Raw genomic sequence first — 13,530 nt, forward strand, 5'->3', positions numbered from 1 at the left:
TTCTCCATAATGGAGTAGACTTTTTCAAGAAGGCCGCCTCATTTCGGTGTTTGTAGGGGTACAAACACTTTACCGAATGGGCGGCCTTTTTTCTACTTTTTTTGGTTAATCAACACGCTTGGGTTTAGTCGGACTATAGTCGCACGCAGCCCCATTTCGCACGATATAGTTAGGTTTCGCCGGACTGGAGGTACCAGATCACGACTAATGGTGTGGTCGAATGTATGTCATCGCTCCCCGCACATCGTAGAGGAAACCTCGGGGATCGGCTCGATGTGCTCGTGTTTCTTAAATTTGACAAGGAATTCGGTGCCGCCATTGCCGCTGACCACGTCGATCATGGCATTATGCCTCGAGGCGATGCTGAAGCAGATCGCCAGACCGAGGCCCGTCCCTTTTTCCTTCGTCGTGAAGAAAGGCGTGCCGAGCTTATCCAAGTTCTCTCTCTGAATGCCGCAGCCCTGGTCTTCTATTTTCAATATGACATCGGTGCCGTGGCAATACGTGAAAATCCTCAAATTCCCGGCCGACTGCATCGCCTCCAAACCGTTAATGCAGATGTTGAGGATGAGTTGGCGGATCTCCTTCTCATCCAGCATTAACATTGGAATATCTCCGTAATTCACGCTGACGTTGTTCCCCGTTAAAAGCGCTTCCGCTTGAATAAGCGGAAACAACGACTCGACAATACCGTTCAGCTGCAGCGCCTTCAAGTCGGAGGATTTATTTTTGGCTAGGGATAAATATTCCGTGATGATGCCGTTCGCACGGTTCAATTCTTCCAACATAATGTCGATTTTATCGACCGACATCGTTTGATTTTTCTTTAGCATCTGCAAGAAACCGCGAATCGTCGTAAGCGGATTGCGTATTTCATGGGCGATGCCCGCGGCCATTTCGCCGATCAGATTCAAGCGGCCCAGCCGTGCCATCTCTTTCTCCATCGCCACTTTCTCCGTAATGTCGGTAATGACGAGCAGCAGGCATTTCGTCCCGTTGATCTCGATAATCTCGGTTGACATCAAGCCGTCCCGGGATTCGTCTTTCTTCGTCGCATACTTGATCTTGAGGTTGTTATACTTCCGACCCAGCCGCTGAATTTGTTCGTCCGCATGATCGGGAACGATCTTTAATACGTTACCTGCCTTGTCGGACATTTCATCTTGGGAGTAGCCCGTGTGGCGCACCCAACTCTCGTTGACGTCGATATACTTCAAATCCTCCAGAATCTGAATGGCAAGCAGATTAGGACTGGAAACGAACAATTTTTTAAATAACACCTGCGAGTTCCGAATCTCTTTGTTCGCATGGATGAGTTCCTTCGTACGTTCCTGAACGACGGACTCTAGGCGATCATATTGCTGTTTGTGCTCGTTCTCGGCGCTTTTCTTTTCGTAATGGATTTTGACGAAGGCTTCGACCTTAAGCCTCAGAAGCTCAGGGTAAAAGGGTTTGAAAATATAGTCGATCGAACCTGCATGGTAACCCTGCATCACGTGCTCGATCGATTTGCTGATCGCGGTCATAAAGATGATCGGAATATCTTTCGTTCTTTCCCTGTTCTTCAATAGCTTCGCCGTCTCGATTCCGCCTAACCCGGGCATCTGCACGTCCATCAGGATGACCGCGACATCCTGCATCTCTTCCCGCAGCCCGTAACGCAAAGCCTCTTCACCGGACTGCAGTCCGATCAGCTCCAATTCCGGAGAGGTCAGCACGGCTTCCAAGGCCAACAAATTTTCCGGGTGATCGTCCACCATTAGAACTTTGGCATTCATAACCGTCCCCACCCTCTTCCTGTGCCGATCGCCCTGCCAAGCAATGCGGCATTTTTCCGGTAGATTTTCTCTTGCGGATCGAGTTCGATAAAGTCGTTACGCTGCAAGTTGTTCGGGATGAACTCTTTGTTGCCGAGTCCCAGAAACCCTAAGGGCACAAGGCTCTCGCGGAACAGATTGAGCACGCGTTGCTGTAAGATGTCGTTAAAATAAATGAGAACATTCCGGCAAATAATGATATGAAACTCATTAAACGAATGATCGATGGCCAAATTATGCTGGAAGTATTCGATATTCTCGGCTAGGAAAGAGTGAAAGACGACCCCTTTCTCTTGAACCGAATAATATTCCGAGAATGCCTGCTTTCCGCCGGACAACATGTAATTTTTCGTGTACATCTGCATTTTGCGAATCGGGAAAATACCTTTGCTCGCTTTGTCCAGCGCGCTCCCGCTCATATCCGTCCCGTAGATCGTCGACTTCTCGTAGAGTCCTTCTTCGAATAGCAGGATCGCCATCGAATACACTTCTTCTCCTGTCGAACACCCGGCATGCCAGATGCGGATTCCCGGCAACGCTCTCAACAATGGAACGACCTTCTTGCGAAAAGCGAGGAAAAAGCTCGGGTCCCGAAACATCTCCGTAACGTTGATGGAGAAATCGACGGACAGCCTATCCATCATCTCGCGTTCTCGCAATACTCTTTCCTGGAAGGATGGGATGGATTGCAGCCCTTCGCAACGAATGCGGTTCCATACTCTCCGGCGAATATACTGAAACGAATAGTTTCTGAAATCGTAACCGTATTGCTGATAGATGCCTTCAAGCAACAATAACAGCTCGATTCTTTCCAGATCCTCCGATTGTTCCATGAGATGACTGTTCATGTTTTTCAACCCTTCATCGATGTAGCCAGACTTGGATAAGCGAGATCAGCTGCTCTACGTTGACGGGTTTGCTGATATAGTCGGACGCCCCCGCCTCGACGCATTTCTCCCGATCGTGTTTCATCGCTTTCGCCGTCAGCGCGATGATCGGCAGGCCGCCGAACCGTTGCTGCTTACGGATTTCCTTGATGGCTTCGTATCCATCCATCTTCGGCATCATAATATCCATGAGCACGAGGTCCGTATCCGGATGATCCCCAAGCTGATGAATGCCCTCTTGTCCGTTCTCCGCGAAAACGACGTTGATGTCGTATGATTCCAGCACCGTCGTGAGCGCATAGATATTCCGCATATCGTCATCGACGAGCAAAATCTTTTTGCCCGACAGTTGCATTTTCCCTTTGTCCTCGTAATCGGGCGTAGACTGGCCGTCGGCGATGAACGGATAGACTCCGGACGCGAATCCTTCCGCAATCGTAGCCGCCGCTTCCCGCTCGTAGATGTTCTGCATACCTGCATATGCTCCCCCGAAGGGAAGATAAATCGTGAACGTGCTGCCCCGGCCCTCTTCGCTGTCCACACCGATCACCCCACCGAGCAATCCGACGAACTTTTGGCTGATGGACAGACCCAGCCCCGTTCCTCCGTATTTGCGATTGGTCGTTCCGTCCGCTTGTTGAAAGGCGTCGAATATGATTTCTTGCTTAACCTTGGGGATTCCGATTCCCGTATCGGAGATTTCGATCGCGAGCACGATTTCCTCCGCGGACAGTATCGGGTAAGTCTGAACCTCGCTGCCTGAAGCATATCTGAACTGCAGGGAGACGCGGCCCTGCTCCGTGAATTTGAATGCGTTGGACAACAGATTCTTCACGATCTGCTGCAGCTTCTGCATATCCGTATGAATATGAATGTCCATATACTTCAGCGTGTCATCCAGCCCGACATCGAACGCGATCGCCTTCTTGGCGGCTACCGCGGAAAAATGACGTTCCGCCATATCGGCGATATCCTGCAATCGTACGGCGTCATCCACGATCTCGACTGTGCCGGACTCGATCTTCGATAAATCCAGCACTTCGTTGATCAATTTCAGCAGATCGCTACCCGAGGAATAGATGGTGCGAACGAATTCCATCTGTTTCGAAGTCAGGTTGCCCTCCTTGTTCTCGGATAACATCTGCGACAATATCAGCAGACTGTTCAGTGGAGTCCGCAGTTCGTGCGACATATTCGCCAGAAACTCCGACTTGTATCCCGAAGCCAGCATAATTTGACGGTTTTTCTCTTCAAGCTCGTCTTTTGTCTTTTCCAGCTCCATGCTTTTCCGATTGGAGTTCTTGAATTGTTCCTCGAGCTGTTCGTTCAAGGTTTTTAATTCCTCTTGCTGCAATTGCAATTCCTCGGATTGGGTCTGCAGCTCTTCCGCGAACAATTGCGCTTCTTTCAGCAGCTTTTGCACTTGCATATGACCGGAAATGCTTTTGATCGTAATGCCGAGCGTCACGATCAGTTCGTCCAGCAATGACAACTGACCGTCCGTAAAGGGGTGGATCGCCGCCAGTTCTACGACCGCGATCACGTCTTTCTCGAATTGCACGGGGGAGATAACGATTTGTACAGGCGTTGCCGAGCCTATGCCGGAACGGACTTTCACGTAATCTTTAGGGGGATCGTTAACGATAATCTTTTTGTTCTCAAGCGCGCATTGGCCGACAAGACCGTCTCCCAGAGCGAAGCCGTGAGCGCCTATGTCTTCCCGGTTTCCGGCGTAGGAGGCTATCTTCACCAATCGCGGAGCGCCGGATTCATTCTCCTGTTTCAGATAGAACACGCCATATCTTGCTTCCAATGCGGCAGCCGCGGATGTGATAAAGAGATTCGCCAAACTGTCCAAGTCTTGGATAGACTGATACAAAGTCGTGATTTCGGCAATTTTCGACTTATGCCAACTGAGCTGCTGCAAGGAGCGGTTATGCTCTTGCTCCTGATTGGCGCTGGCCTCCAATTCGGCGGCCATTTGGTTGAAGGCTTCGGTGATGCTGCCGAGCTCGTCCTTCGTCTTAATATAAATTCGGGGAAGATCCGTGCGATCGCTTCTGCCGGCGCGTTTCATGGCGGATACGATCAATTCCAGACTGCTGGTGAGGCTGCGGAAGACGCCCGCCGCGATCGCGATTCCCGCCAGCACGGTGAATCCGACCAAAATCATCATAAAACGAACCGTTATCTGATAAGTGCTGGAGGAATGCCGGAGCGAATCCTCCATGCCGGATTCTTGCTGTTTTCGCAAATCGACGACCGTTTGGAACAAATCAATTCTGATTTTTTCCGTTTCGTCATTATGCAATTGGACGGCTTGTTCTTTCTGCCCGTCCTTCAGCAATTCGATAGCCGTGTCGATATGCCGAACGTAAGCATGATACAACGCGTCGATCGTGCCGATCTTCTGTTTCAATTCGGGCTGTTCCGACGCCATAAGATCCAGATCGGCCATTTTCGAGTTCAGTGCGATTTTAAAGCTTTCGATCGACTCCAGTCGGCCTGGAAGCAACGATTTATCCTGATCCAGCAAGCTTTCGTTCATTTCAATGCTAAGGTTGTTAATCTCTGCGTTAATTCTATTGGCAAGCTTTACGGCTACATAGTTGTCTTCCACGACGCCATGCATGTTCCGATTCATGACCGATAATTGCTGAAAAACAATAAACGAGAAGAGAAGGAGCAATGCGAGAATCGTACCAAATCCAAGATATAATTTCGTTCGAAATTTCATAGGATCCAGAACATATCCTTCCTTGGCGGAATATGTGGCGTATCAAGTTTTGCCTATATAATAGTTATATAACAAGTTTGTAGTTTTTTCCATAAAGAGTAAAATATATTTTGTATAAAAATGACGACCTTTATCCGAAAGTTGGATAAACGGTCGTCTATTCGTTTGCAAGGCTAAAGTTTGAATTTCTTTACGGCGGCTTCCAATCCACTGCTCCGATCCTTCAGTTGTTCCGTCGTCTCGGCGATTCTTCTTGCCGCTTCCAATTGGTTCGCAGACATCCGCTGCAGCGAAGCCGCATTGTCCGCCGCCCCCGAGGAGACTTGCGAGATTTGCTCCGCCGAAGCGGCGACTTCTTCGGTGCTCGCCAGAACCTCCTCGATCACCGCGGAAATCTCCTGAATTTGGCCGTTTACGTGAACGAATTGCTCCGTCGTGTAACCGAACAACGTTTCCGCACGATCGGACAGTTCGGCACCAACGGTCATTTCGCGGCTTCCTTCTTCCATTCGCAGGCCAATTCGTGCCGCCTCCTGCTTAATCTGGTATAACAGCGAAGTGATTCGCGTCGCGGATACGGCCGAGGATTCGGCGAGCTTGCGCACTTCGCCCGCCACGACTGCGAAGCCCGCTCCGTGCTCTCCCGCCCGCGCCGCTTCAATAGAGGCGTTCAGCGCTAGCAGCTTAGTCTGGTCGGCGATATCCGTGATCGCCCGAAGCACCGGTTCGATCTCATCCATATACGCATTAAGGAGATGTACGGACTGCGTCGTCTGAGAGGCGGAATCGGAGATGGAGACAATCTGCAGCCTTAGCCGGCGGATGGATTCCTTACCTTCCTCCACGGACGCCAACGCTTCACCGGAAGCCCCCGTCACGCTTGCTGCGGCTTCGGATGCCCGTTGAACGGCGATCGTGATATCCTCCATCGATCTCGCGCTCTGTTCGGCCCCCTCCCGTTGGTGACTCGCGCCAGCCGCTAAGGTCTCGACCGAACGCTCGAGCTCCTCGTTCATGGCGACTAGCCTCTCCGTTTCCGTGCCAAACTGGCCGGCGGAATCGACTAGATTCCGAGAGGTAAGCGCAATTTCCGACATGACGTCCTGCAGCGTGACACCTAATCTTTCGATCATTTTCATCATGGCCGAATAGGCTTGTCCGATTTCATCCTTCGAGTTGATTTTACCTGCGCTTAGCCTGGTTTTAGCCTCTGCCAAGTCCCCCCTCGCGATCGCATCCGCTCCCTGGACGACCATCCCGAGTGGACGTAAGACCCGCGACAGAAACCACACGATCAATGCGAAAAAGACCGCCACGGCCGCGCCCATCCCGACTAACGTCGACACGCTGTCGCGAACGACCTCCCGATAGATCGTCCGCGAGACGGAGACGTCGGTATCGATTCCCACGACCCCGACGACCTTGCCGGCCGAATCGCGAAGCGGCGCGTAAGCGGAAATATAATCGCCATAATCCGGATTCCGAATGATGCCTGACTTCGCGCTTTCCCCTTGCAGAAGCGCCTCGATCGCCTTCTTCGGTATATCGGTCACCTCGCCGATCGGAGAAGCCGCATCGGAGTCCCGAGCCTGTCCGTCGATCAGAAGGATGGGCTGCCCTTTATCGTTGATCTTCACCGTATACACGTACAATGCGCCGATCCGTTCGCGAAAGCTGTTCATTTCCTCGCGAATGCTCCAGTAAAGCTCGCTCTCCTTCTCGTCCTGAAGAAAAGCTTCATAGGCTCTTAAATCGAATTGTCCCGCATATGCTTCCGCGGTGCGGATGTTGAAGTTGCCAATCGCCTCTTCGCTGGCCTTCTTCGTATTTTGAACCTGAATGTAGATGAGGACCGCGGATAAAAGCAACAGAATCGCCAATATAATGGCGGATAACTTGAATACCAAACGGCTTTTCAATCGTGTCATGTTGTCCATACCCCTCTGGCCTTAGCATGCCTCTTTAACCGTTACTTCCGTCATGATCATTCGACAGGACACACGGGTTTTCCTGCAAATACCGGAAGGGGGATTCGAACTTCTCCGTCGAAATTAGACAATGAATGATAATATGAAGATAATGAATTTTAGATCGTGTTGAATGAACGGGAGAAACGAAAGGGAGGGGACAAGCGTGGAAAAACATCCGAATTGCAGCGACGAGAAAGATTTGCGTTATCCCGAGGACGAACGGGACAACGAAGAATATGAGTTCTATTCGGACGAGGAATGGAAAGAAGACGAAGAAGAAGACGGAACTCCCCCTCCCTCTCAGCGCAAGTGGGTCAGGAATACTATCCTCTCCCTGGTCGTTGCCGCACTCATCGGGAATGTTTTGGCGTTCTGGCCGCAAATCTACAACATGAAGACGCTGCCCTTCCTCTCCAAATCGAAGGAGCTATCCAGCCGGGAAGAAATTCAAAGCTATAAACGGGCAGTCGTTCTGGTCAGCACAGACAAAGGCAAAGGCACGGGCTTCCATGTCTCGGGCGGGTACATTGTGACCAATTACCACGTTATCGAAAATAACGGTTATATTCTCGTCAAATTTCCGGAGAATGATCAGGGGTATGTGGCGAAGGTCGCGAGCGGCGACCCCGAACTGGATATTGCCCTTTTGAAAGTGGACGCCGGCAGCCAAGAATTGCCGTTCATCGAAGTTGAGCGAGAGCGGACATGGGAACCCGGCGAACACGTCTACGTGATCGGGAACCCGCTATACTTCTCACAAATTGTGAGCGAAGGAACTTTATTGGGCACGATGCCGGTTCAAGGCCGGAGCACGCCGGTCATAGCTCTTGACGCGCCCATATTCAAAGGCAATAGCGGTTCCCCCGTCATCAACGAAGACGGCAAAGCGATTGCGGTTATTTTCGCCACGACAGAGATCACGCATGATAGCAAGACCGTGGAGGCCGGTTTGGCCGTACCGCTTGACGCTCTGGAGAGTCTGCCGGGGTGGCTTGCCGCGGGCGAATAGGGATTAAGCTCGAGCGCGCAAGGTACTTTTTTGGCCCACATTCGCACGCTGTCTCAGAATCCATCTAACCAAGATACTATTTTGGCCCTCATCTGCACGCTGTCCCGGAATCCGTCTAGCCAAGGCACTTTTTTGGCCCTCATTCGCACGTTGCTCGGGAATTCGTCTAACCAAGATACTTTTTGGGCCTTCGTTCGCACGTTGCCCCGGAATCCGTCTAACCAAGGCACTTTTTTGGCCCACATCCGCACGCTGTCTCGGAATCCGTTTAACCAAGGTACCTTTTTGGCCTTCGTTCGCACGTTGCCCCGGGATTCGTCTAGCTAAGGCACTTTTTTGCCCCACGTTCGCACGTTGGCCCGGAATCCGTCTAACCAAGGCACTTTTTTGGCCCACATCCGCACGCTAACCCGGAATCCGTCTGGCCAAGGTACTTTTTTGGCCTTCGTTCGCACGCTGACCCGGAATTCGTCTAACCAAGGCACTTTTTTGCCCCACGTTCGCACATTGGCCCGGAATCCGTCTAACCAAGGTACCTTTTTGGCCCACATTCGCACGTTGCCCCGGAATTCGCCTAGCCAAGGCACTTTTTTGGCCTTCACACGCTGCCTGCTAATTAACGTCTCTAAATAATAGATTTCGATAGGGATATTTGCTGAACTTGTAGTCGAACAAAAGGGCAAAGCCGGAGTTTTCAATCGAAACGGACTTTAATGCGGGTGTGTTAACGTGCAGACGGATCAAGCGGGATACAGCTTTTGTGTCACTACTGCGGATAGATTTCGCTAATGCTTGCGCGAACGTGCGGCTTGTCGCCATTTTACGATACAGCGGCACAACACTGCGAGCGATGGAGCGATGTACCCGTGTCTCGAAAAAAAATTGTACTGATCCGGGCGGAATGGTAGTCCCGTTCGTGAAGTAATCGTTAGCCCGGGGCAACGAGAATGAAATGAAATACCCTATGCCGTTCGAGCCGAATTCTTTGCTGGCCGATGGCGAAACGAGCCGCAGCAGCTTCTGCATCTGCGCGAGATTAGCAGATTTTACTGCCTTGCTCCATCGGGCCGCATATTTCGGGTTGAGGGCGATCGCCTTGTAAAAAGGCAACATCGCCCTCGACACGCCGATTAATATATTCGCCGTTATCCAACGGTTCCGGTTAGCGCGTTTGACCATATAGGCACCTCATCGAATAGATGATATTTAATCCACCTTATGAGCGATTACCTATATTCGTTTGGGCGCTATCGTTAGCAAATCGTCTAGCCATTTCCTTGAAGCTTATTTCCCGGCTCTAATCTGCTTCATCGTTACTTTCTCAAGCTGGATCTCCGAGAAATCGCTGACGAGACCTTCGCCAGTCGGCGATTGCGATACGATTCCGACTTTTAGCGTTTCCGGAACGTTCAGATTAAATACCCTGACCATTCGATATTCCGTACCATCCGTGGAATAATGCATCGAGAAGGCGTTATCTTTCCGACCGATTTGCAGCCATACGCTTTTGTCCGTCAAGTTCGGTCCATTCGCGTCGTCGGACACCCCGTCGGTCACGACGCTGACGACGGCATATGTATTGAAATCCGTATATTCGTAACAGAGCTTCGCCCAGCGCTGATCGCTATCCATTATAAACAACGCCGCGCCGTCGTATTTCGACAGGAAGTCGTGTCTGACTTTGGCCCGCAAAATAAAATCGCCTTGGACATCCGCATAGAGGAACGGAGCGTTATTCTTGACGTCGCCGTTCTCCGGATTGATAAAATAATCCGTTTTGCCCGGCGCGGGGATCTGAAGCAGATTATCCTTTACGTCTACCCGAGATTCGTTCAACCATTTTCCGAAGGGATTCATAGTCTCTCTCCTTGCGTTGTATTTATGTAGAGTATAACTTACATCCGTTCCTCCTAACAGCCGCCTGCCGAATTTGCGAGAATGATAGAGCCAAGCCAAAGCACGTGTTAAAATGAACGAAAAGAACGAGTCGGGGAGAGAGAATACGTGCAGCTAGATGGATTGGACATCTTCATCGGCGTCTTGGCCGCTTTCATGATCGGCTTTTCCAAGACGGGAGTCCCGAGTTCGGGCATATTCGCCGTCACTCTGATGGCGATGATCTTCCCTGCCAAAGATTCGGTCGGCATCATCCTGCCCATGTTAATTACGGGCGATATCATCGCCGTGATCTATTATCGCCGCAAAGTCGTCTGGAAGTATTTGATCGTTCTTATTCCTTGGGTGCTGATCGGTGTAGCGGCCGGCTATTTCTTCTTGGAAATCGTCAACGATCATCAATTAAAACTGACGATCGGGTATCTCGTACTGGCATTGATCGGATTGCACTTCATTCGGGAGCGATTCGGCGAGAAGTTCGCCGGACAGGGCTGGTTTGCCTCGTGGTTTAATCCTTTTCTTGGCGGCATGGCAGGATTCGCAACGATGATCGGCAATGCCGCGGGCGGCGTCATGTCGATCTATCTGCTGGCGAAAAAATTGCCTAAGGAAGTATTCGTCGGAACCGGAGCCTGGTTCTTCTTCCTCATTAATCTGCTGAAGGTTCCATTCTCCGTTCAACTGGGCATCATTACATGGGATTCCCTGTTGTTTAATGCGTGGATGATCGTTCCGATCATGGCTGGCGCTTGGATCGGAATTCGCGTACTGGCGAAGCTGTCCGATCGCTGGTTCCAATACTGCGTGCTCGCGCTATCGGCGGCGGGTTCGTTGAAGTTAATCGTCCATTAACAAATGAAATGTATACTGAGCGTAAATCGGCAGCAACATTTCATTCGGGAAAGGACTGTGAGCTATGGGAATCCATACGTATTTTCAATCGTTAACCGATTTAGAGCGAATCATTCGCTGTCCGGGGAAGTTCAAGTTCCAGGAACATAGCGTATCGGCCCACTCTTGGAAAGTCGTGCAATATGCGAAAACATTGGCCGATATCGAAGAAAGCAATGGCGTCGCCGTAGACTGGAAGAAGCTATATGAAATCACGAGCAGCCACGATTACGGAGAAATCTTCATCGGCGACATCAAGACGCCCGTGAAACACTACTCGTTGGAGCTTCGGGCCATGCTACAGAAGGTGGAAGAAGGCATGGTCGCTCATTTCATCGACGAGCACATTCCCGCGGAATTTCAGCACATTTTTCGCCGGCAATTACGTGAAGGAAAAGATGATTCGGTCGAAGGACAAATTCTGGAAGTCGCCGACAAAATGGATCAGATCTACGAGGCTTTCGCGGAATTGCAGCGGGGCAATACGGAAAAAGAATTTATCGTCATGTACCGGAACGCCCTGATCAAGATCAAAGAAATCAAGCTCCATTGCGTGGACTATTTTCTACGACATATCTTGCCCGACCTGGTCAGCGAAGGGTCCAGATCCCCGATCGACATCGAGCAAATCACCAACGAAGCGTTGGCATCATAGCCGCTTCTTTTTTTTCTCTTTTTATGTAAGCGCTTAATCGGAACTAGATATATGTGCCATTAAGCCCAAATAAGACCTATAAAGCGACTAATGCACATTAGGAACAAATGCCCAAAAAAATTAACGATATTTAGAGGACAATGCATTTTTACGTCGAATACATATTCGACCTTACCTACATCAATTAAAGGAGTTTTCACCGATGGCTGAGATTCGGCATTGCGATTTGTGCAAACGTAATGTTCAACCCACTAAAAAATTCAATTGGCTCGTTTTCATTTTTTTATGCGGGCTTTTTTATCTGCTTTACTATCCTTTTAAGTCAAAAAGGTGCCCGCTCTGCGGTACGACGCATCTTTCGGCCCCAAGGTCTGCGTAGCACATATTACATACGTACAGCGAAATACTTTTCCACTAACAAAGCCGACCTCACAAGGTCGGCTTTTTAGATTAGGATGATGCAGGATCCTCGGCTCTTTCCTTCGGACGAAATCCGAAGCCAAGCAAGGCGAAGAAGAGAAACGCCGCTCCAAGGAACAGAAAAATACTATGATCGGATACGTAGCGCATGCCGTAACCCCCGAGAGCAGGCCCCATCATGCTGCCAATGCTGAAATGAATCGAGGCGATGACGTTCGCCGCCGGCAATATCGATCGGGGCAATATATCTGCCGCATAAGCGAGACCTAATGTGAAGAAAGAGCCGACGACTCCTCCCGCCACGGCGAACAATGCAAACAGCAACGCAACGTTGCTCCCCGCCGCCGGTATTGCGAAGAAAGCAAGCGAACCGAATAATCCGCATGCAATAAGCACAGGCTTGCGCCCGATTCTATCGCTTAATATGCCAAGCGGCAGTTGTAGAATGAGCCCTCCCACGCCGAACGATAACAGCAGAAGCGATATCCAATGCTGATCCAGACTAATGCGCAGGCCATACAGCGGAAAGCTGCTATTCATGGAAGACTCCATCAGACCGTATAGCAGGCCCGGTATGAGGACGAACCACGCCATCCGATAGGTCTTCATGAACCGGTTCTCGCTTGTCGTTTCTTTGCGCGCCCGTTCGGGGATCTCGTTCTTCAGGCGCAGCACTAGCAGCAATACGCAGACGAAGAACATACTGGTCACGAGAAACGGAACGGCTCTTCCGAGCGGAAGCAGATTGATGCCGAGCGGTCCCAAGCTAAAGCCGATTCCGTACGCCATGCCATAGAAAGAAATAAATTTTCCCCGCGCATTGGCCGGGCTTGAACTGACGATCCATAGTTGGGTCGTATAGTGAAGGGCGCTATCTCCCACGCCGACAATCAACCGCAAGACGAACCAAACGGCCAGCGATTCCGTGAATGGGAAAAGGATACCTGCAGACGTAACTAACAGGAGTCCCACCAGGATTACGTTTCGATAACCAAAACGAAGGACTGGCTTCTCTACGAAGAACATCGTGCAGAATATCCCGATATACATAGCCGCCGAGTTCATCCCGTTCATATCCGGGGAAACCCCGGATATGAACGGGATGATCGATAATAGCGGCAGCAGCAGTCCTTGGCTCATTCCCGCCACCACGACGGCCAGAAGCAAAATCGCTAAACGATTGCGAAAGGAAAATGACTCCGATGCCATAACGCCTGATGCCAAAACCGTCTCACTCTCCTTGTTGCG

Annotated in this window: 11 protein-coding genes; 3 read left to right on the forward strand and 8 right to left on the reverse strand. The window is 50.6% G+C overall.

The genetic code is table 11. The features are described from left to right. Window positions 1–227 precede the first annotated feature (227 nt). The 4 genes from FPZ45_RS13755 to FPZ45_RS13770 form a co-directional block, all read right to left on the reverse strand. Window positions 228–1,778, reverse strand: a complete 1,551-nt coding sequence (locus FPZ45_RS13755; protein WP_144702709.1) for an ATP-binding response regulator — start codon at window positions 1,776–1,778, stop codon at window positions 228–230. Then, a complete protein-coding gene (locus FPZ45_RS13760; RefSeq protein ID WP_222430779.1) occupies window positions 1,775–2,665 on the reverse strand; it encodes a CheR family methyltransferase in 891 nt (296 codons plus the stop codon). Before FPZ45_RS13760 ends, FPZ45_RS13755 begins: the two co-directional genes overlap by 4 nt. A gap of 13 nt (window positions 2,666–2,678) precedes the next feature. Continuing rightward, the gene (locus FPZ45_RS13765; protein WP_144702712.1) at window positions 2,679–5,441 is read right to left on the reverse strand and encodes a response regulator; all 2,763 of its coding nucleotides are present in this window, start codon (window positions 5,439–5,441) and stop codon (window positions 2,679–2,681) included. Between the two features lie 173 nt (window positions 5,442–5,614). After that, window positions 5,615–7,369, reverse strand: coding sequence for a methyl-accepting chemotaxis protein (locus FPZ45_RS13770; protein ID WP_186438392.1), 1,755 nt, complete (start codon window positions 7,367–7,369; stop codon window positions 5,615–5,617). A 205-nt stretch (window positions 7,370–7,574) separates the two neighbouring features. On the opposite strand from FPZ45_RS13770, the gene FPZ45_RS13775 reads away from it, so the two are divergent. Beyond that, a complete protein-coding gene (locus FPZ45_RS13775) occupies window positions 7,575–8,420 on the forward strand; it encodes a S1C family serine protease (protein WP_144702718.1) in 846 nt (281 codons plus the stop codon). Between the two features lie 323 nt (window positions 8,421–8,743). Here the strand turns inward: FPZ45_RS13775 and FPZ45_RS13780 are convergent, their stop codons facing one another. The 3 genes from FPZ45_RS13780 to FPZ45_RS13790 form a co-directional block, all read right to left on the reverse strand. Continuing rightward, window positions 8,744–9,022 carry a hypothetical protein gene (locus FPZ45_RS13780; RefSeq protein WP_144702721.1) on the reverse strand — a complete coding sequence of 93 codons (279 nt, stop codon included), beginning with the start codon at window positions 9,020–9,022 and terminating at the stop codon, window positions 8,744–8,746. Window positions 9,023–9,032: 10 nt separating this feature from the next. Then, on the reverse strand, window positions 9,033–9,599 hold the full coding sequence (locus FPZ45_RS13785; protein ID WP_144702724.1) for a hypothetical protein: 567 nt from the start codon (window positions 9,597–9,599) through the stop codon (window positions 9,033–9,035). A 105-nt stretch (window positions 9,600–9,704) separates the two neighbouring features. Further along, the gene (locus FPZ45_RS13790) at window positions 9,705–10,277 is read right to left on the reverse strand and encodes a DUF1349 domain-containing protein (protein WP_144702727.1); all 573 of its coding nucleotides are present in this window, start codon (window positions 10,275–10,277) and stop codon (window positions 9,705–9,707) included. A 147-nt stretch (window positions 10,278–10,424) separates the two neighbouring features. Here FPZ45_RS13790 and FPZ45_RS13795 point away from each other — a divergent pair, with 147 nt between their 5' ends. Both FPZ45_RS13795 and FPZ45_RS13800 read left to right on the forward strand, forming a co-directional pair. Continuing rightward, a complete protein-coding gene (locus FPZ45_RS13795; RefSeq protein ID WP_246120448.1) occupies window positions 10,425–11,168 on the forward strand; it encodes a sulfite exporter TauE/SafE family protein in 744 nt (247 codons plus the stop codon). Window positions 11,169–11,232: 64 nt separating this feature from the next. Then, on the forward strand, window positions 11,233–11,862 hold the full coding sequence (locus tag FPZ45_RS13800) for a YfbR-like 5'-deoxynucleotidase (RefSeq protein ID WP_144702730.1): 630 nt from the start codon (window positions 11,233–11,235) through the stop codon (window positions 11,860–11,862). 450 nt (window positions 11,863–12,312) lie between these two features. Here FPZ45_RS13800 and FPZ45_RS13805 read toward each other — a convergent pair whose 3' ends face one another. Beyond that, window positions 12,313–13,506, reverse strand: a complete 1,194-nt coding sequence (locus FPZ45_RS13805) for an MFS transporter (RefSeq protein WP_342780053.1) — start codon at window positions 13,504–13,506, stop codon at window positions 12,313–12,315. Window positions 13,507–13,530: the final 24 nt, after the last annotated feature.

The sequence above is a fragment of the Cohnella terricola genome (assembly GCF_007786475.1).
In the GTDB taxonomy this organism is placed as follows: Bacteria; Bacillota; Bacilli; order Paenibacillales; family Paenibacillaceae; genus Cohnella; species Cohnella terricola.